This is a genomic window from Actinoplanes hulinensis (genome assembly GCF_019429605.1).
Lineage (GTDB): Bacteria > Actinomycetota > Actinomycetes > Mycobacteriales > Micromonosporaceae > Actinoplanes > Actinoplanes campanulatus.
On the sequence record NZ_JAHXZI010000025.1, the window covers coordinates 65,637 to 87,039 of the forward strand.

At 66.1% G+C, this 21,403-nt stretch carries 9 protein-coding genes and 1 tRNA gene; 9 read left to right on the plus strand and 1 reads right to left on the minus strand.

What is annotated here, in order from left to right; genetic code table 11:
• Nucleotides 1–254 precede the first annotated feature (254 nt).
• The 8 genes from KZ829_RS36375 (at nt 255) to KZ829_RS36410 (ending at nt 19,097) form a co-directional block, all read left to right on the plus strand.
• Entirely contained in the window at nt 255–1,865 is a 1,611-nt protein-coding gene (locus tag KZ829_RS36375; RefSeq protein ID WP_246636879.1) for a recombinase family protein, read from the plus strand.
• Nucleotides 1,866–2,382: 517 nt separating this feature from the next.
• Nucleotides 2,383–2,628: a hypothetical protein gene (locus KZ829_RS36380; protein ID WP_220148373.1), complete on the plus strand. Its 246-nt coding sequence runs from the start codon at nt 2,383–2,385 to the stop codon at nt 2,626–2,628.
• Entirely contained in the window at nt 2,625–3,665 is a 1,041-nt protein-coding gene (locus tag KZ829_RS36385) for a tyrosine-type recombinase/integrase (RefSeq protein WP_308285814.1), read from the plus strand. Before KZ829_RS36380 ends, KZ829_RS36385 begins: the two co-directional genes overlap by 4 nt.
• Nucleotides 3,666–4,005: 340 nt before the next feature.
• Nucleotides 4,006–10,392 (plus strand): NIDO-like domain-containing protein, encoded by a 6,387-nt coding sequence (locus tag KZ829_RS36390; RefSeq protein WP_220148374.1) that lies wholly within the window; start codon nt 4,006–4,008, stop codon nt 10,390–10,392.
• A 29-nt stretch (nt 10,393–10,421) separates the two neighbouring features.
• Nucleotides 10,422–17,258 carry an RHS repeat-associated core domain-containing protein gene (locus KZ829_RS36395; RefSeq protein WP_220148375.1) on the plus strand — a complete coding sequence of 2,279 codons (6,837 nt, stop codon included), beginning with the start codon at nt 10,422–10,424 and terminating at the stop codon, nt 17,256–17,258.
• A complete protein-coding gene (locus tag KZ829_RS36400; protein ID WP_220148376.1) occupies nt 17,255–17,629 on the plus strand; it encodes a hypothetical protein in 375 nt (124 codons plus the stop codon). Before KZ829_RS36395 ends, KZ829_RS36400 begins: the two co-directional genes overlap by 4 nt.
• Before the next feature lie 571 nt (nt 17,630–18,200).
• Nucleotides 18,201–18,485: a recombinase family protein gene (locus tag KZ829_RS36405; protein ID WP_220148377.1), complete on the plus strand. Its 285-nt coding sequence runs from the start codon at nt 18,201–18,203 to the stop codon at nt 18,483–18,485.
• A gap of 18 nt (nt 18,486–18,503) precedes the next feature.
• Nucleotides 18,504–19,097, plus strand: a complete 594-nt coding sequence (locus tag KZ829_RS36410; RefSeq protein ID WP_220148378.1) for a recombinase zinc ribbon domain-containing protein — start codon at nt 18,504–18,506, stop codon at nt 19,095–19,097.
• 143 nt (nt 19,098–19,240) lie between these two features.
• Here the strand turns inward: KZ829_RS36410 and KZ829_RS36415 are convergent.
• Nucleotides 19,241–19,324, minus strand: a tRNA-Leu gene (locus KZ829_RS36415).
• A gap of 174 nt (nt 19,325–19,498) precedes the next feature.
• Between KZ829_RS36415 and KZ829_RS45075 the strand changes: the two genes are divergently transcribed.
• Nucleotides 19,499–21,382, plus strand: a complete 1,884-nt coding sequence (locus tag KZ829_RS45075; RefSeq protein ID WP_220148379.1) for a tetratricopeptide repeat protein — start codon at nt 19,499–19,501, stop codon at nt 21,380–21,382.
• The last annotated feature ends 21 nt before the right edge of the window (nt 21,383–21,403 follow it).

Genomic DNA, 21,403 nt, shown 5'->3' on the forward strand with positions numbered 1-21,403 from the left:
TCGTACGAGACGCCGTGCATCTTGGCCCTGGACTCGACTCCTGCTGAAGCGTTGGTACTGCCAGCGGGATCGGTGCCCGTCACCTTTGAGGATGGTGCCTCGCCTGCTGTGAGCGTCGTAAGGGTGAATGGTTTCGATGCCTCTATGTCTCGCAGGGCTCTGCGGCTGCTATCGATAGATAAGGGCTCGTTCCTCTCCATCGAGGTGGTTCGCGATGCCAACGCCTTTGCCTTCTCCTTCGCCGCCAACGGTTGATGCTTTCGATGCATGGCTGCAGAGCGGCCCGTCCGTACCACGGGCCCGCGGCCGTACGTATGCCCCGAGTACCGGTGGCATTCCGTTCGCCTTCTACGGGCGAATCTCGACGAGTGAGTAATCAGGATCCGGTGTCGTCGCGGGCGTGGCAGCTCGAGTCGGCGCAGCGGTTGGTTGCCGGCCGGGGCCGGATCGTGGCGGAGTTCTTCGACCCGGGTGCCTCGCGAAGCCTGCCGTGGCGCAGACGTCCGCAGGCGGCCGCGTTGCTGGCCGCTGCCGCCGGCCCGGACCGTCTTTTCGATGCTGTGGTGGTCGGGGAGTTAGAGCGGGCCTTCGCTGGCGGTGAGGCGCAACGGGTGATCGAGACTCTGCAGGGCCTCGGTGTGCAGGTGTGGTTGCCGGAGGCGCGAGGACCGGTCGACCTCGACGATGCCGAGCATCGGGCGTTGTTGATGATGCTGGGCCATCAGTCGCAGCGGGAGGTGCTGCGCAGCCGGTTTCGGGTGCGGTCGGCGATGGCGGCGCAGGTGCGCGAGCAGGGCCGCCATCTCGGTGGCCGTCCGCCGTACGGCTACCAGCTCGTCTACGCCGGCCCGCACCCCAACAAGGTCCACGCGAGTTGGGGCCGCCGTCAGCATCGCCTGGAGCTGGATCCGGTGACGGCCACTCACGTGCGGTGGATCTTCGCGCGGCGGCTGGAGGGAATGAGCACGGCGGGGATCGCCCGGGTGCTGAACGAGCGGCGGATCCTGTCACCGGCCGCCTATGACCGAGTACGGAACCCGCACCGTGATGGTGCGGTGTGGACGTTGCGGACGGTGGCGGCGATCCTGGCGAACCCGCGGTACACCGGCCGTGAGGTATGGAACCGGCAGTTCACCGACCATCGTGAGGCGGTGCCGGGGGACAAGCGGACCAGTCTGGGTCCGGTGCGGGTGTGGAATCCGCGGGAGGACTGGGTGGTCTCCCCGGAGCGGATGCATCCGGCGCTGGTCAGTGACGAGGACTTCACCGCGGCGCAGGCGATCACCGCCCGCGCGATGCCCGAGGACGGGCAGGTTCATCGGTATGCGCTGACCGGGTTGCTGGTGTGTGGCTTGTGTGGGCGGCGGATGTCGAGTCACTGGCTCCGCCGAGCGACCTACCGGTGTCGGCACGGGCGAACCAGCGCTCACCTGGCCGGTAGCCGGCCGAAGGCGGTGTACTGGGCCGAAGCCCGCATCACCGAAGAGATCCTGGCGGCGAACCCCGACCTGGCGCATCTGGCAGGCGCTGAGGGCGTGGCGTCGTATCTCCGGTCACGTGGCGCGGTGATCGTGTGCACGGCCGGCAGCTTGACGGTTCAGGACGCGAGCGCGGTCGTGGTCCAGGAGGAACTCTTCGCAGAATCGGAGCCGTCCCCCGAGAAGAGTGACGAGCCGGAAGTCACCGTCGCCGGCAGCGAGCCAGTGGAGGAGCCGAAGCCGGAGGAAGAACAGAACCCCGAGAACACTGCTGGCGAGGAGACGTCCCGGACAGAGCAGCGATCGCCGCACCGCCGGCCGCCATCACGACGGGTGTGGGCGGTGAAGAAGGCCTGGACAGCACAAACCCCACCAGGCACCACGTAAAACGTGAATGACCTGCGTGGGGTTTATCGTGTCCGAGGACTATTCCCCTCGATTGCGGCATTCCTTACACATTCGGACATCGGGTCAACGAGTGCGCCTGAACACCGTGGTGCGGCATCTATGCCACCCCGGGTTCAGGTCTTTCGCCTGTTCAGTACAGGCGGACCGGTCAACCGCCGGGCTGGCGAAGCCGCGGGCTGTGCAGTTGTCGAAGCGATCGTCCTGCTACTGACTGTAGCCCCGCAGCCGTGGTTGCGCAGTCGCTCAGGCGGGTGTTCGCAGTGGTGAGAGGAGTTCCGTTGCCTGCGCTGGTGCCGCGGATGAACACCGAGGACCGCGAAGGCCATCGCCGGGAGTCGGTCCGGCGGGCGAGGGTGAGCCGCAAACCGCTGCCCCTTCCCGACGCGCCGGCGCCGCCGCGCCGGGATGTCGTCTTCGGCATGTGCACCGTGGACGGTAAAGGCCGTATCTCCGATACCCGGGCCATGGCGACGCTCGGCTGGGTAGCCGGTTTGAGGTGTCGTTCACGGTCGCGCACAAGGTGATCGTGATCAGTGCTGACGATGCGGGCGGGCAAGGGGTGTGTGGCCGGCATTGTCTGCGGCTGCCGTCGAGCATGCGCCGAGCGGTCGGAATCGGTGTCAACGAGCGGGTGCTGCTGGCCGCGATCCCAAATCCGGGCCTGCTGGTGGTGCACCCTCTGGTCCAGTTGGATCACTGGTCGATGCCGATACACACGGCAGTGCTGGGCGGTGACCGGTGACCACGAGCCGGGTCAAGCCCGAGGTCCTCGAGGCGGCGCGGACGCTGCTGGATCAGATGGGCATCACCCCACAGGATCTACTACAGACACCGGGCATCCGGCCGCAGGTGCCGACGTTCGGCGAGTACGTGCCGGTGGTCTTGGCCGCGATCGGCGCCGGTGCGGCCCGCACGTACGGCAACTATCTGCGCAAGGTGGTGGACCGGTGGGGTGATCGGCGTCTGGACGAGGTCACCCCGACGGAGGTGGAGACGTTGATGCGGCAGGTGCAGGCCGAAGCGGTGCAACGCCGCAACTTCCGGGGCGGCACCGGCTCGGGTGAGCATCTGATCACCGCGTTGCGGTGTGTGTATCGGCGGGCGGTCGCGGACCGGCTGATCGCCGACGCCGACGATCCGGCGAGGAAGGTCGCCAAACCACGCCGGCCTGCCTCCCAGCGCATCGCGATACCAGACGAGCGCCTCGGCGAACTCGTGACCGCTGCGGCAACGCGGGGTCGGGATCCGGAACTGGACGCGTTGATCGTCCGGTTCCACATCGAGACCGCCTGCCGACGCGGCGGCCTGCTCCGCGTACGGCCGAAGGACCTGGACGTCCAGCAGTGCCTGGTCATGCTGCGGGAGAAGGGCGGCACGTTCCGCCGTCAGCCGGTATCACCGACGCTGATGTCGTTCCTGCTGCACCACGTCCACCAGCGCGGAGCACCGCCAGATGAGCAGCTGCTGCGGTATCTGACCGGCGGCCCGGTCGGGCGACGCCGCTACGACGGCCTGTTCATGCGGATCGGCCGCGAACTGCCCTGGGTGACCGCACAGGGCGTGTCCGCGCACTGGCTACGCCACACCACTCTGACCTGGGTCGAGCGGGTCTACGGCTACGGCGTCGCCCTGGCCTACGCCGGCCACGCCGAATCACCAAACGACACCGGCACCACCGCCCGCTACGTCAAAGCCACCCTGCAGGAAGTCGCCACCGCCCTGGCCGGCCTGACCGGCGAACCGCACCCGTTGGCGCTCAGCGAACAGATCGAGGAGTAGAGGTCCAGCCGGCACCGCGGTGGAGATCATCAGATTCCCAACCGGGTGCCCGCTGAACTGTCTGATTCAGACCACGATCCTGCCCGGTCGTGAATCGGCCCAGCAGCAAACGGCCAGGCCGACAGGCGGCCGATCTCCCGACTGCCATCGCGCGGCGCCGCTGCGCCTGGCCACGATGGCAATGTGCCGCTCGGAGCGCGTGCTATGGAACGTGACGATGCAATTGATCGATAGATCTCGAGGTTCTGTGCCTTGGTGCCTTCGAGCCCTTTACGTAGGTGATCTTGATTGTTTAAAGTCATCGATTGTTCGATCGTTGGGACTCTGCGGGGGAACGACAATGACTGCTGTCCATCTGCGGGTTTCGCAGCGTGTTGCCGTGCTTTGTGCTGCGACGATGGTGGCCGGTGGGCTACACGTTGTCGGGCTGCCAACACCAGCTTCGGCTGTGCCGCCGCCAGCGTGTGTTGCGGAGCAGGCTGACGCGACTGCTGCGAGCCGGATGGCGGTGATCTGCGGTCGCCCCGTGGAGATCCTCTCGGAGCGGACCGAGTACTCCCAGATCTTTGCCAACATGGACGGAACCCGGACTCTGGAGCAGAGTGTCGAGCCCCAGCGGGTGCGTCAGGGCGGCGGCTGGGTGCCGGTGGACACGACGCTGAAACGTACGGCCGACGGTGTGGTGCCGAAGGCTGCCTTGCTTCCGATGACGTTCTCCAACGGCGGCGACACCTTGGTGGGCCGGCTGGTCGACGGCGACCGTGAGTTCGCTCTGCGGTGGCCGAATGCGCTACCGAAGCCGAAGCTCAAGGGTGACACCGCCATCTATCCCAGCGTCTATCCAGGGGTCGACCTGCAGGTGACCGCATCGGCGACCGGGTTCTCCGAGGTGCTGGTGGTGCGAACCCGCAAGGCGGCGGCGAGTTCGAAGCTGGCGTCGTTGAAGTTCGGTCTGGAGACCAAGGGCATCGAGGTTCGCAAGAACGCGTCGGGTGGGTTGTCCGCGCACGATGCCTCGGGTTCGGAGGTTTTCTCCACGCCGGCGCCGTTGATGTGGGACTCGTCCAAGTCGATCGAAGAGTCGATGACGGTGCCGACGGCGGAGGACGAGGCCCCGCGCGACCTCGGCCCCTCGGGGGAGGATGTGCAGGGCGCCCGGTCCCGGCAGGCGGTGATACCGATCAGTGTTGGCGCCGAGTCCGTGACCATCACGCCAGACAAGGCGATGTTGTCCGATCCCCGCACCGAGTTCCCGGTCTACATCGACCCCGATGTGACCGGCTGGCTGTCGGGTGGGGCGTGGACGTCGGTGTGGAGCAAGTATCCGACGAAGTCGTTCTGGAAGAACACGACCGCGTTGACCGATGGCTCGATCACGGGATCCGCGGGCGTGGGGCGGACCGAGGACTGTGTCGGGTGCGCGGATCACATCATCCGATCGTTCTTCCGGCTGGACATGACGCGCGTCAAGGGTGAGATCAGCAGCGCCACGTTCTATATCCAGCAACGCTGGTCGTGGACGTGCAGCCCGGCCAGCTACGCCAAGGTCTGGCGGATGGGCAGCGACATCTCCTCGGCGACAACCTGGAACAACGCGCCGAAGAAGTGGGGTGAGTCCGCGCAGTCCGGGTCTAAGGCCAACCATAAGTACGGCGCGGTACACGGCTGCGACGGTGTTGGCGACATCGAGTTCAATGTCAAGGGCTTGGTCAGCAACGCGGACACCACCGTGACGCTGGGTATGAAGGCGATCGACGAGTCGACGAAGAACCAGTGGAAGCGATACAAGCCGTCGACGGCGCGGCTGTCGGTCACCTACAACGCGGCGCCGCTGCCGCTGGCGAACCAGCAGACTCACACCTCGAAGAAGTGCGCCACTGGCTCCAGCCGTTCCTATGTGACGACGACCACCGACGTCACGCTGTCGGGATATCAGGACGACCCTGACCCGGGGGATACGCACCTTACGACGTACTTCTACTATTGGCCGATCAGCCCACCGCAAACGGTCAGCTCCGTGTCGCAAAAGAGCAAAAAGGGCCTAGTGACGGGCACCTTGCCGATGCTTGTCGATGGTGCCACCTATGCGTGGAATGCGAAGACCATCGACCGTGACCCCAATGACAAATTGCGCATGGAGACCTGGTCGCAGAAGACCTGCGAGTTCACCGTCGATGCGACGCGGCCGCCAAAGCCCGGCCCGCTCAGTTCGCCCAACTACTCGGCAACCGATCCGAGCGGCGGGGTCGGCTATCCCGGTGCCTTCCAGATCGCTGCTCCAGTGATCACCGGCGTGTCTGAGGCGGTGGCTCTCAAACAGAAGCAGGACATTAAGGAGTACGCGTGGAGTTTTGATGGCGGCTCTCAGAAAGACGCCCCGACTGTGCCGGTGAACGTCGATTTCACCGGTTCGATCCCATCGTGGACCCCGAGGACCGACGGCATCAAAACCCTTTACGTTTGGGCGAAGGATCGTGCCGGCAACTTCTCGGCGGAGGCGGCGACCTACCGGTTCCAGGTGTTGAACGGCTCCGGTCCCGCCGCGGATTGGGATTTCGACGACGCCGGGAACACCATCACCGCGGATGACAAAGCTGAGCACAACAACACGTTGACCCTGACCGGAGGCACCCGGGTTCCCGGCCGGGGCAACGTCGGCAGCGCTCTGTCGCTCAACGGCACCTCCGCCCGGTCGGCTACCACCAGTGCGACGGTCACCTACCCGAACATCAGCGCTGGAACGTCGGTCCCGGTCCGCACCGACGCGAGTTTCACCGTGACTGCCCGGGTCAAACTCGCCACGACGACCGGGGTCACCGGGCAGCAGGTGGCGGTCGCCGCCAGTGGCAACCTGACATCGGCGTACACGCTCGGCTATGACGGGCCCGCCAACAAGTGGCGGTTCACCATGGCCGGCTCCGATGCGGCCAGCCCGGCGTTGCGCTCGGCAAATTCTGTTGCCGCGCCGACCGCGGGTAAGTGGACTCATCTAACAGGTGTCTACGACGCGACGACCAAGAAGCTGACCCTGTACGTCAACGGCGTTGCGCAGCCCAGCTCCGAACCACTGGTCGGCGGCTTCAACACGACCGGCCCGGTCACCATCGGCAAACGCAAGTGGAACGGCGCCGATGACGGATTCTTCAACGGCCTTCTCGACGATGTGCAGGTGTACCCCACTGTCGCCACGACCGAGGCGATCGAAAAGCAGGCCATGCCGCTGAAACCGGTGATCAGCTTTCCCGATGGGGCCAAGGTGACGGCCAACGGCACGTTGCGGGTCACCTTCGACGCCGGCGGTGACACCAACGTCACCAAATTCTGGTACAGCACCGTCAGCAGCAGTTCGGGGGATCCCGTCAACGCCACCACAGCCGGCGGCACCGCGACGGTGAGCATCCCCGCAGGATCCCTTCGTGGCCCTAGGCAGGTGTACGCCCTTGCGGAGGATTCCGTCCGCAAGGGCCCTGCGAACCAGGAGCAATTCGTGGTGATCGCGCCTGCCAGCCTGAACGGTAATGTCACCTACGACGGTGGGAAGGCCGTTGCGAACGCGGTGGTGGTGATGACACCGAGCATCGGTGGATCGTCGTACACCACGCAGACCGACGCCTACGGTTTCTACGACTTTCCGGATGTGGTGCCCGGCAACTACATCGTGAGAGCCACCGTTGACGGCCGTTGCGGCTCGGCGGGCAGTCAGCCGAAATCCGTCGACGAGACCGGCCCGGAGCTGCGGATCACCCTCTACCGGATCAAGGACGAGGCGAACTACCTCTGCACGGTGCGGACCGCGACGTTCGCCACCGGCAGCGCGGTGCTTCCGTTGACCGGCGACGACGCGTCTACCAAGGTGACCCTGCCGTTCGCGTTCCCGTTCTACGGCGGCGCCTTCCAGGATCTGTGCGTCGATACGAACGGTCTGATCGTCTTCAGTACGACGTGTACGTCCTTCCCGAACATCGGCAACCGGCAACTGGGATCGACCACCGATCCGAACGGCGGCCTGATCGCCCCGTTCTGGGACGACCTGGTGGTCGACGCGTCAGCGAACGTGCGGACAGCGGTCAGCGGCGCCGGTGCCACCCAGCAGGTGCTGATCGAGTGGAACAACGTGCACCGCAAGGGCGACACCGGCCAGCGGCTCAGCTTCTCGGTGACCCTGGGCGTGGACGGCGTGGTTACCACCAACTACTCGGGTCTGGACAACGCGGCCGAGCAGGGCGGCAACGCGCTGGTTGGTACCGAGTCGCCGACCGGTGACGTCGGGTTCTCCTACTCGGCCGGGGACCCGGTGCTGGCCAACGGAACGGCGGTCGTGTTCGCCGAGGAGAACGCGGCCCCGCTGGAGGTGCACAACCTGACCGGCAAGGTAACCAACGCCGCCGGTGCAGGAGTGGCAGGCGCGACCGTCAGCCTCGACCCGGGCGGGCTGACCGCGACCACCACCGCTGACGGCAGCTACGCCTTCTACGGGCTGATCGCCGACAGCTACACCGTCACCAGCAAGCAGGGCAGCCGCTGCGCGGCCAAGGCGGAAGCGGTCGTCGACCTGGCCGCCGACACCGTCCGGAACCTGCAGTACGGCCCGGACTACGGGCTGATGGGTTACGCCTGCACCGTCGGCGCCTCCGGCTACGCCGCTGCCGACACCAATACGTGGCTGACCGGAGACGACGCCGAAACGACCGTGTACCTGCCGTTCTCGATGCCGTTCTACGGCCGTTCCCACAACTACGCGACCGTCTCGACGAACGGATGGATCGGTATCGGCGGCGGCTACCTCACTCCGCTCTGGGGTGACCTGATCATCGACGATCAGGCCGGCGTGTACACCGCATCCCGGGGGACCGCACCGAACCGGTCCTTCGTGATCGAGTGGCGCAACGCCCAGTTGGGCGGCAGCAGCGACCGCACTAACTTCCAGGCGGTCCTGCACGAGGACGGCCGCATCGCCTACCACTACGGGGCGATGAGCACCGACGTGCAGAAGGGCAGCACGTCCACGGTCGGCATGGTGTCCATGTCCTTCCGGACCACGGCCTACTACTCCGACTGGGAACCGGCACTGACCGCCAACAGTTCCATCACCTACACCCCGGCCGCGTCCGGTGTTATCGCCGGTGTGCTGACCGAGGCGGTCAGCACCGAACCGATCGCCGGCCGGACGATTACCCTCAACCCCGGCGGACAGACCACGACCACCGGTGCCGACGGCAGCTATCAGTTCACCAACATCGCACCCGGCGCCTACTACGTGCTCGCCTCCGCCACAGACGATCGCTGCCTCGGCCAGTACGCCACCGCTGAGATCTACAAGACCCGTGGCGACGCGAAGGCCGACCTGACGGTGAACAACGACGCCGACCCCTTCTACACCTGCACCGAAACCGCCCGGCCGTTTACCGCCGCCGACACCGTGCAGACGTCCTGGACCGGCGACGACGCCGCGTGGAAGACCACCGCCCCGTTCCCGATCAAGCTGTACGGCGAGTCCACCACCACGCCGTGGATCAGCAGCAACGGCTTGCTGACCTTCGGCCCCGAAGGCGCGACCAGCCCCGACCACACCGCCATCCCGGCCCCGGCCGAGGACGGCACCCCCAACACCGCCGCCTATCCGTTCTGGCATGACTGGGTCGTCGATTCCTCCGCAGCGATCGCTACCAAGACCAGCGGCACCGCCCCGAACCGGCAGTGGATCGTCGAATGGCGCAACGTCGCTTCGTACGGCAACGGCGAGGTCCGCGCCTCCTTCGAGATCATCTTCGGGGAGGACGGGACCGTCGCCTACGCCTACGACGGCATCGACGACAACCCGATCGAACGCGGCGCCGAAGCCACCGTCGGCGTCGAAGGCCCCGGCGGTGCCGCAGGCTTCCAATACCTGTACAGCGCCGACCTGCTCCACAGCGGCCTGGGCGTGACGTACACGCCCAAGGTTACGGAGACGGGCTACGTCAACGGCACGATCACCTGCGCTGGCCAGCCTGTCGGCGGTGCCGTCGTGTCGATCGCGGGACAGAGCCTGACTACCGAATCCGACGGCGGCTACTTCATCGGCGACATCCCGGCCAAGACCCAGACGCTGCTCGTCACCATCCCTGACGGCGACTGCGCCGGAACGGTGACGAGGACCGTCCTGATCGGGGAGCCGATGCAGCCCGTCGACGTGACCCTCCACGCCACTGCGCAGGGCACCGGTTACACGCTGACCGAGACCGACACCGCCTACACCGCGCTGGGCAGCGACACAACCCTGGCCGGCGCCGACGGCTACCACACCTGGACCACCGTCGAGCTGCCGTTCGCGATACACCTGTACGGCCAGGAACACCACAGCATGTCCGTGGGCACCGAAGGCACGCTCGACTTCGCCAACGCATCCCTGTTGCCGTTGCGCGGCGACTGGGAGGCTGACAGCCAGTCCAGCGTCCGTACCACCGTCCGGGGCACCGCCCCGAACCGGCAGTACGTGGTGGAGTGGCGGGACGTCAGGCTCCACACCGACACCGACACGCGTGTCACGTTCCAGGCCATCCTCGACGAGACCGGCGGATTTACCTACGTCTACCCCGGCACCGACAACTCGTACATCCGTAGCGGCGGCGTCTCCACCATCGGCCTGCGTGCCAAGGACGGACTCACCGCGCTGATCTACGCCGACCGGCTCCCCGCCCTGCGTCCCGGCGTCGCCCTTCGGATCGACCCCCCCACCGCCGCATGATCCGGCTCTTTGCTTCCTCGGAGCGTCAGATGAACTCATCCCCGCCCGCCGACCGCCGGCTGGTGTCCAAGCCGCGCATCACGATCGCTGCGAGCCTCGCGGTCACTCTGGTCCTCGGGCTGGGACACGCCCCGGCCATGGCCGCCGAGCCGACACCGTACAAACCGCAGGCGGCCACGCCGGTGCCGACGGTACCGGTGAAACCCGTCAAGATCACTCCGCCGGCGAAGCGCGCCGACCCGCCGCCGGCTTCGGCAAGGCCCGCACCCGTCTGGCCGAAGGCCGCTGGCGAGATCATCAGCGTGCCCGCGCCGGGCATCGCCGCCCGGCAGGCCGATACCCTTCCCGTACGCGTGGAACAGCCCGCGAAGAAGCAGAACGTGCCCTCGCAGGTTCAGCTCGAGGTCCTCGACCGCAAGGCCACCGAACAGGCGGGCGTCCGCGGGGTGCTGTTACGGCTCGGCCGCGCCGACGGGGTCACCACGGCCGGCACGACCAAGGTCACTCTCGACTACAAGGGTTTCGCCGCCGCCTACGGTGCCGACTGGTCGAGCCGGCTTCGCCTGAGGTCGCTACCAGCGTGTGCGCTGACCACCCCGAGCAAGCCCGGATGCGAAGGCACCCCGCTTACCACCGACAACGACGTCACAGCACAGACCCTGTCGGCAGAGGTCGCCGTATCCAGCGCGTCGACGCTGGTCGCCGCCACCGCGGCGACGTCCGGGCCGGCCGGTGACTTCGCGGCGACCAGTTTGAACGCGTCGTCGACCTGGTCGGCCGGCGGTAACTCCGGCAACTTCTCCTGGAACTATCCGATGGCCGTGCCGCCGTCACTAGGCGGGCCCGCACCCCAGCTGGCGCTGGCGTACTCGTCACAGTCGGTCGACGGCCGGCACGCCGCCTCGAACAACCAGCCCTCTCGGGTCGGTGAGGGATTCGACGAACCGTCGGGCGGCTTCATCGAACGCCGCTACAAGGGCTGCGCCGACGACATGAACAAGTCGGCGAACAACGACAAGAAGACCGGCGACCTCTGCTGGGAGACCGACAACGCCACCCTGTCACTGGCGGGCCACTCCGGTGAGCTCATCTTCAACACCAGCGAGAACCGCTGGCATCTGCGCGGCGACGATGCCAGCAGGATCGAACGCAAGACCGGCGCCACGAACGGTGACAACAACGGTGAATACTGGATCCTGACCACCAGCGACGGCACCCAGTACTGGTTCGGCATCAACCGGCTCCCCGGCTGGACCAGCGGCAAGACGTTGACGAACTCGGTGCTGACCGCACCCGTGTTCGGCAATGACCCGGACGAGCCGTGCCACGCCACCGCTTTCATCGACTCGGACTGCATGCAGTCCTGGCGCTGGAACCTCGACTACGTCGTCGACACCTCCGGCAACTCGATGTCCTACTGGTACGTCAAGAAGACCAACAAATACGCCCGCAACCTCGAAAAGTCGGACGCCGCCTCCTACGACCGGGAAGCCCTGCTCGACCACATCCGGTACGGCACCCGCCGCAGCGGCGGCATGGACTCGGCCCACAAGACCGCGGCGCCGATGCGGGTGAACTTCACCTACCAAGACCGCTGCCGGAGCGAATGCGATACCCACAACGCCATCCGCTGGCCGGACGTGCCCTGGGATGCCGAGTGTACCGGCGCCACCTGCGAGGACCAGTACTCGCCCACCTTCTGGTCCACCCAGCGGCTGCACACCGTCACCACCCAGGTCCGTAACGGGACCGGCTACCGTGACGTGGACCGGTGGACCTTGACCCACACCTTCCCGGACCCCGGCGACGGCACCCGGGCTGGCCTATGGCTGTCGAAACTGGCACACGAAGGACTGGTCGGCGGCACCCTTGCCACCCCCGACGTCGAGTTCACCCCCGTGCAGCGAGCAAACCGGGTCGACACCACCGGCGACTTCGCGGGCAAGCTGACCTGGATGCGCATCGGCAGCATCCGCACCGACACCGGCGCCACGATCAGCGTCGAGTACTCCCAGCAGGACTGCACAGCCGGGGCAACACCATCCCCGGCAACCAACACCAGCCTCTGCTACCCCGTGAAATGGGTGCCCGAAGGCAAGACCGAGCCTGTCACCGACTGGTTCAACAAGTACGTCGTCACCGAAATCTACGAGCACGACAACACCGGTGGCGTCCCGCCGCTGGGCAGTCCCCGCAAGGTATACAAGTACACCTACTACAACGGCGCGGCCTGGCACTACAGCGACGACGACGGACTGACCAAGAAGAAGTACCAGACCTGGTCGGACTACCGCGGCTTCGCCAAGGTCGGCGTCACCGTCGGCGATCCCGGCCAGTCCAGCTACACCGAGACCCGCTACTTCCGCGGCATGAACGGCGACCGCCTCGACACGAACACCACCCCCGAACGCAGGGACATCAACGTCGACGGAATCGCCGACGAGGACTGGTTCGCCGGGCAGACACGCTCGTCGACGACCTACCTCAACGGCCCGAACAGCGCCATCGTCTCCCAAACCCTCCACAAGCCGTGGGCGTCGGCGGCCACCGCCACCCGCACCATCAACGGCGACACCGTGACCGCCCGCTACACCGGCGTCGAATCCACGACCAACCGCGTCACCCTCGACGGCGGCCGCGGCGAACATGTCACCAAGACCGTCAACACCTTCGACGAATACGGAATGATCGAAAGCATCGACGACCTCGGCCAGGACGGCGTCAACGGCGACGAACAATGCAAGCAGAAGACCTACACGCCACGGAACACCGACGCGTGGATCCTCGACCGCGTACACAGCGTCAAGTCCTACGCGGTCGGATGCGACGACATCACCTGGACCCTCACCGAAGCGAAGGTCATCGGAGAGACCCGCACCAGTTACGACAACCAGGACTTCGGCACCGCACCGACGAAAGGCCTGCCCACCCAGGTACAGGAGATGTCCGCCTGGAACAACGGAGCACCCAGCTTCGTCGTGACCGGCAAGACCATCTACGACGTGCACGGCCGGCCGACCTCCATCACCGACGCTCGGGGTTACGCCACCACCACGGACTACACCCCCGGGAGCGACGGTCCGGTCACCTCGACATTCACAAAGAACTACCTCGACCACAGGACGACGACGACGCTCGAGCCCGCGTGGGGCACGCCGACAGCGACTGTCGACGCCAACGACAAACGAACCGACACCGAACATGACCCACTCGGCCGGCTGACCGCGGTGTGGACACCTGGACGTACCAAGGGCAGCGACACGGCGAGCATCAAGTACGGCTACGCCCTCAACATCGACAAGCCGTCTGTCGTCAGCACCTCGATCCTCAACGCCGCCGGCGGCTACCTCACCTCGTACGCCCTCTATGACGGGTTGCTGCGCCCCCGGCAGACCCAATCACCGTCGCCGTCCGGAGGACGGATCCTCACCGAGAACTTCTACGACAGCGCCGGTCGGCAGGTTCTGGAGTACAGCGCCTACCATGCCAACGGCAGCCCCGACGGCACCCTTCTCACCAGCTCGGATGCGGCGACCATCCCGACGCAGACCCGCACCCTCTACGACGGTGCAGGCCGCGCCGTCGCGAGCGTCTTCCAGCCCCACGGTGTCGAACGCTGGCGAACCACCACGGCCTACGGCGGCGACCGCACCGATGTCACCCCGCCCTCGGGCGGCACCGCCATCTCCACCGTTACCGACGCTCGCGGCCGCACCATCGAACAACGCCAATACGCGGACGCCACGCCCACTCCGTACACCGCCGACAGTTGGGTCAGCACCGAATACAAATACGACGCACGCGGCTACCAGACTCAGCTCATCGACGACCTCGGCAACGACTGGAACTACACCTACGACATCCGCGGCCGACAGACGGAGGTAGACGACCCCGACAAGGGAATCATTAAGTACACCTATGACGACCTCGGCAACATGCTCACCTCGACCGACGCACGCGGCAAGAAGATCGCCTACGCGTACGACGCGCTCGGCCGTATGACCGACGTCTTCGATGACCGAATCGGTGGCGTCATCCGCGCCCAGTGGACCTACGACACCCTTGCCAAGGGCCTTCTGTCGTACTCCACCCGCTTCGTCGGCTCAGCGATGTACCAGGTCAAGATCCACGACTACAACGACCGCTACCAGCCCGGCACCACCGAGATCACCATCCCGACCACCGAGACCGGCCTGAGCGGCAACTACTACTACACCAACACCTACAACCTCGACGGCTCCATCAAGACCACCAACATCCCGAACCTCAACACCGACCTGGCGTCAGAGGAATTGACCTACGAGTACGACTCACTCGGTCAGCCCACGACCGTCGACAGCCTGTACGGCTCCACGAGCCAGCCATACGTCACCGGAACCGACTACAACGCCCTGGGCCAACTCGACCAGGTCAAACTCCAGACCGGAACCGGCGACGGCAGGATCTACACCCAGTACAAGCGCGAACTCGAAACTGGCCGGCTTACCGGAATCCGCACCGACCGCAACTCCGTCGCCCCCTACATCCTCACCGACACCACCTACCAGTACGACAACGCCGGAAACATCACCAAGATCGCCGACGCTGCACCCGCAGGCGACGACGACACCCAATGCTTCACTCACGACCACCTGGCCCGCCTGACCCGGGCATGGACACCCGGCAGCGGCGACTGCACGGTCGAACCTTCAACAGACTCACTCGGCGGCCCGGCCCCGTACTGGCAGAGCTGGACCTTTGACACCATCGGCAACCGCACCGAAGAGACCCTGCACACGACCGCCGGAGAAACGAAAACCGGCTACGTTTACCCCCCGTCGGGCAGCACCAGCGTGCGACCTCACGCGGTAACCAGTACCACCGGCGCCCGCACCGGCACCTACACCTATGACGCCGGCGGCAACACTCTCACCCGCCCCACCGAATCCTCGGGAACCCAAACACTGACCTGGGACCCCGAAGGACACCTCAACACCGCCACCGACAGCACCGGCACCACCACCTACATCTACGACGCCGACGGCAACCGCCTCATCCAACGCGACGCCAAAGGCCGCTCCCTATACCTGCCCGGCCAGGAAATCCGCTACGACAACAGCACCGCTACCACCAGCTGCACCCGCTACTACAGCCACGCCGGCACCACCATCGGCTCCCGCACCAGCACCGGACTCACCTGGCTGTCACCCGACCACCAAGGCACCGCCGGCATCGCCATCGACGCCACCAACCAGCAGGCCACTGTCCGACGGCAAACCCCCTACGGCACCCCCCGCGGCATCACCGCCGACACCTGGCCCAACAACCGCGGCTACGTCGGCGGAACCCTCGACAACACCGGCCTCGTCCACCTCGGCGCCCGCGAATACGACCCCACCAACGGACGCTTCATCTCCGTCGACCCCATCCAAGACCTAACCAACCCGCAACAATGGAACGGCTACTCCTACGCCAACAACACTCCCGTCACTCTCTCCGACCCTGGCGGCACCGACCCCGGCGGCGGCCAATGCGCCGAAGACCCGAAATGCAACCCTGGCGGTGACCCCCAACAGACGCCCGCCAACGACGACTCCGGCGGCGGCGAGGGTGGAGGAAACAGCGGCGGTGGCGGATGTGACCTCAGTTGTCAATCTGAGCCAGCGCCGAACCCGAAGCAAATTTCCTGGGAAGCGATGCACAACTCCGGCTACCAGGGAACCCGCGCCTACACCATGGGCGAGGCCCTCGCCTGGGCAGATCAATCAGAATCCGGATACCTCTTCGTCTGCCTAAACACCTTCGGGTATTCGCTGGACGTTTGCGACAAAGGAAACCCTTGGAAGAATCCTAATTCCGGAGTTGGCACCACAAAATCGCTCGTGGAAATCGCAGGCGTAATGGCCGCTACCGGCGGGATTGTGGGCTGTGCGGCTACCGGTGTCGTGCTCTGTGCCGCAGCCCTCGCGGATGACACGGCCGCCTTCGCCATGTACGGCGGAGGTAGCGTGCTGGGGCTCTCCGCAACGATGAGCGGAGTCAGAAGCGGAACGAAGATCTACCAAGGCTTGTGTGGGTTGAAAAGCTTCTCAGGAGACACGGAAATCCTCCTCGCCAACGGCACAACCAAACCATTGTCTGAGGTAGGGACAGGAGACGTGGTTCTCGCAACCGACCCCGAGACCGGAGAACAAGGTCCCCGCAGAGTCGAAAAGGTCTGGGTTCACGACGATGACCTGTACGAGCTTTTCATCGACGGTCAACGCCTGGTTACAACTGAGGATCATCCGTTCTGGAGCGAAACCGACCAGGCCTGGCGAGATGCTCAACTACTCGAGCGCGGCGACCTCATTCGAACCCCAACCGGTACCGTCGTCGTTGACGGGATGGATGAGGAGAGCCGCGAATACGCCCCCGCGTACAACCTCACCGTTGCTGACCTACACACGTACTATGTGCTTGCCGGTAAAGCCCCAGTCCTTGTACATAACACCCCATGTAAGCCAGGTCTATTTGATTTTCGTGCACCTAACGCCGCCCATCCGCCAAATGCAGCTGTCACCGAGGCTATGCGTCGCCAAAACATCAATGACTATTGTCTCGACTGCTCAGAGATTGCAAGTAGCCTGATGAGATCGGCCGACGGTAAGGGTCGTATCGTATCGTTCGTTGCTGGTTCAAATAATTGGTTGAAGGTCGCCGAAGACGGGGGTCGGTCAATCGCTGACTTTTCTTATCATCATGTGTACACTGACGGCCAGTACGCGTACGATCCGCGGCTTAGTATGACACCTGTCCCCTGGGGGGATTATATGAAAATGATGCGTGGTATTAATTCAGGTGGCATCAGGTTCGGCCCACCGGGATTTTCGGGATCATTCTCGTGATTGAAAGCGAAAAGGTTTTGGCTGCACTCGGGCGGCTTGGCGTTATTGAATGGTTTCGGATTTCTGTAGGCCTGGATCCGGCGGATGATCTAGTTCGGCCTGCGCTGATCGTCTGGCGATATTCAGTTCCACGACCGGAGGCCATTCTGGTTATTCGTGACGCTATTGGATCGCTGGACGGATCTGTTGAATGGCATTTCTCTGCTGGTCAGAGAAATTGGGGCTTGATGCCGGCGTTACTGAAGAGAGAGTTGGATCGCCATTTGGGGGACTCGTACACCGGCGTACTTGCTGATTTCAAGAGGTCTAACCAGGATCTGTGTCGTGCCGCAAATCGTGACCTCGAGGTTATGATCCAGTTCTTTGGATAGGTCATTTTTAATTCTAGGTAGCTGTCGACCGGCGGTTGTTTAGTATTCCAGCAGGAGATCCGTTCTACGGCTCTGCGAGGGCTTGGCCTCGACCTCGATCCGTCAGAGGGTTTGATCCTTCGCCGCCCGTTTCAGTTTGCCTGATCGAGACTCTGCGCAGCTTCGGTGTGCAAGTGTGGATACCCGAGGCGCTGGGGCCGGTCGATCTCGATGATGCCTAGCATCGGGCGTTGTTGATGCTGCTGGGTCATCAGGGCTCTTCGAACTTGAGCGGGGTGCGTTGATCGATCTGCCCTGGGGATGAGGGCTCGCAGCTCTTCGGTGATCATCTGAGTGTCGATTTCGGATGGTCACAAGTGAAGAGCTGCGAGCATGGTCAACGATACGACCCGGCTGCTGGGCCTGGACGGCCTGGTAGCTGATCGGGTCGAGCTGCGCCCGGACGGGTGAGCAAGGCAGTCATCTCGGTGGCTGGCCGCCGTACGGCTACCAGTTGGTGGATGCGGGCCAGCACCCGAACGAGGTGCGCGCGAGTTGGGACCGGCGTCAGCATTGCCTGGAGTTGGATCCGGTGACAGCCTCTCACGTGCGGTGGATCTTCGCGCGCAGGCTGGAGGGTATGAGCACGGCGGGGGTCGCGCGGGTGTTGAACGAGCGGCGGGTCTTGTCGCCGGCCGCGTATGACCGGATGCGGAATCCTCATCGTGAGGGTGCGGTGTGGACGTTGCGGACGGTGGCGGCGATCCTGGCGAACCCGCGGTACACCGGCCGTGAGGTGTGGAACCGGCAGTTCACCGACCACCGCGAGGCGGTGCCCGGGGACCGGCGCACATGCCTCGGCCCGGTGCGGGCCTGAAGCCCACGGGACGAGTGGGTGATCTCCCCGGAACGCATGCATCTCGCGCTGATCAGCGACGAAGACTTCACCACGGCGCAGGCGATCACCGCCCGGGCGATGCCGGAGGACGGACAGGCGCGCCGGTACGCGCTGACCGGGCTCCTGGTGTGCGGTGTCTGCGGGCGGCGGATGTCCGGACACTGGCTGCGGCGGGCGGCCTACCGGTGCCGCCACGGGCACACCAGCGCGCACCTGCCCACCACCGACCGGGTGCGGGCGGTGTACCGGCAGGAAGCCCGCCTGGCCCAAGACCTCATCACCGCCAACAGCGACCTCGCTCACCTCGGCGGCGTCGAGGACCTGGCGTCCTACCTGCGGGCACGGGACGCGGTGATCGTCTGCGGGTTCGGCACCCTCACGATCGAGGACGCGGCGGTAATGCCAGTGCAGGAGCTCTTCGCCGAGCCTGCCGAGCTCGCACCTGTGGAGGTGCCGAGCCTGGGGAGCAGGTCACGATTCCCGTCGCGCGCATGGACGACCTATCCGACCAACTTGCGGTATCCGACGAACTCGAGATTCTTGCCGGAGCCCTGGAGGCGTCTGCGTCGTGCGGCGAAGGGGGTGAGGTGATCGAGATGTCAGCAGTGCCAGCGCCGCGATCGCCGCATCGGCGGCCACCGGCCCGGCGGGTGTGGACCATGAAGAAAGGATGTAAAGCACAAAACCCCACCAGGTATCACGTGAAACGTGAATGACCTGCGTGGGGTTTATCGTGTCCGAGGGGGGACTTGAACCCCCACGCCCGTTAAGGGCACTAGCACCTCAAGCTAGCGCGTCTGCCATTCCGCCACCCGGACCTGCTCTTGCTCTGTACAGCTTACCGGGGCCGTCACCGGGGTTTTCACCTGGGGTTTCGGCTGCCCAGCGGGCCGCACAGGTCAGAACTATATACGGCTCCCGGGCGGGGTCGAAGCGGGGGTCGGGACCGTCACTGGGATCGGATGTGGCGTTGGGCGGGATGAGCGGGCAGCATGGCGGGCGTGTCGCAGCCGTCCCCTCTCACTCCGGCCCTCGAACGGGCCCGTGGTCTGATCGCCGCGGGCAACCTCGACGCGGCTCAGGTGCTGCTTGAACGGGCTGTCGAGCTCGGGCGGGAGAAGCTCGGGGAGGACGAACCGGACGTGCTCACCGCTCAGCGGGAGCTTGCCGGGGTCTATCTGCGGGCCGACGATCCGATGGGCGCCCGCCGGGTGCTGGAGGACGCCTACGCGGCCGGGCAGTGGCGGCTCGGGGACGCTGATCCGCTCATGCTGCGCATCTCCCATGATCTGGGCGTCGTCGCTCAAGAACTCGGGAACCGGCATGAAGCGCGCAAAGCCTTCGGGCGTGTCGCCGAGCACGGGCCGGCGGCTCTCGGCGCGGGGGACGGGCTGGTCGCCCGGGCGCAGGCTTATCTCTCCGAAGATCCTTCAACCGCGACGGTACGGACGACAGCACCGCCCCCACCCGCCCCCACACCCACTCCGCCGGCCTCGGTGCCCGGCCCCGCCTCACACCCGGCCCCCGGGCCCACGACGACTCCAGCCCTAGGCCCAGTTCCCGGACCGCATCCGGCCCCAGCGCCCGGTCCGGTCCACGGCCAGGGGCTGTCTCCCGTGCCCAGCCCGGCCCCAGCGCCCGGTCCGGTCCACGGCCGAGGGCCATCTCCGGCCCCCGTTCCTGCTCCGGGTCCGGGATCGGGGTCACTGCCTGCGTCCGGGCCCGGGCCAGCGCCGATTCGTGGCCCTCAGCCGACCTCGTCGCCGGATTCGCAAGGGGCGATGGAGCGGGCGACCGAGATGTTGCCGCTGGTTCGTCCGGAGTCGGTGGCTCCCGCGCGGCCTGACCCGGTCACGCCTCGGCCTGAGACGCCGCCCGCCGGACCGTGGATCGGTGCTCCCGCGCCCGGCGTCGATGGCCGCGACGGGCACGCGCACCCCGCTCCCTTCCCGGGCGACGCGACGGCGAGCCCGGCCGTCCCGCCGGTGTCCCAACCGGGCCAGCCGTATGGCTATCCGGCGAGCTGGGCCGGTCACCCGGCATCGCAGCCGGCCTATTCGGACCCGGCGTCCGCACACACGGGCACACACGCGGGTCAGGCGCCGGCGGGCTATCCGGATCCCGTGTCCGGGCGTGCCGGTGTTCAGCCTGGTCGGCCGGTGTCGGGGCCTGCGGGTGGTCACGCGGGTCAGGGCCAGCCGGGGTATCCGGGTCCGCAAGCGGGCCAGGCGAGCACGTACCCGAACGGCGGCGCTGCGAGCCAGATGCCGGCCCCGCACCAGGGGGCGTACCCGGGGCCGGGAAGCGGGGGCCATCCGGGGTATGCGGCGGGGCAGCCCGGAGTGTGGCAGCAACTGCCCGGGGGCTACCCGGGGGCGGGGCAGGCCGCGGCGGGTGCGCTCAGCCCGTACCCCATCGAAGGAAACAGGAGCGGGAGCCGCGGGATCGCGGTGGCCCTCACCGTGCTCGCGACGCTTGTCGCCATTGTCGCTGTCGGGGCGCTCGTCGTGGTGCTCGCGAACCGGTCGCAGGAGCCGGTGGCGCGGGAGACCGAGGGGACCGTCGCGCCGAGCGTGCCCGTTCTGGGTGGGGCGCCGCCGACCGGGCTGGAGCTTGACGACCGCGGGACCAGTGTGGGGCTGACCTGGGGTGATCCGGCCAGGGGCAAAGCGTCGTTCATCATCACGATGGCCCGCCGGGGGGAGCAGTTGAAGCCGGTCGGGCACGTCGGGCCGGGGACGGTGGAGTTCGTGGAGCTGGGGCTCAACAAGAACCTCGACTACTGCTTCGCAGTGGTGGCCGTCTATTCGACCAAGCAGGTCTCCAGTTCTGTCCAGGAGTGCACGAAGCGGGGGACCGCTCGTCCACAGCGATGAGACACGGGTACCCGCGGGCCA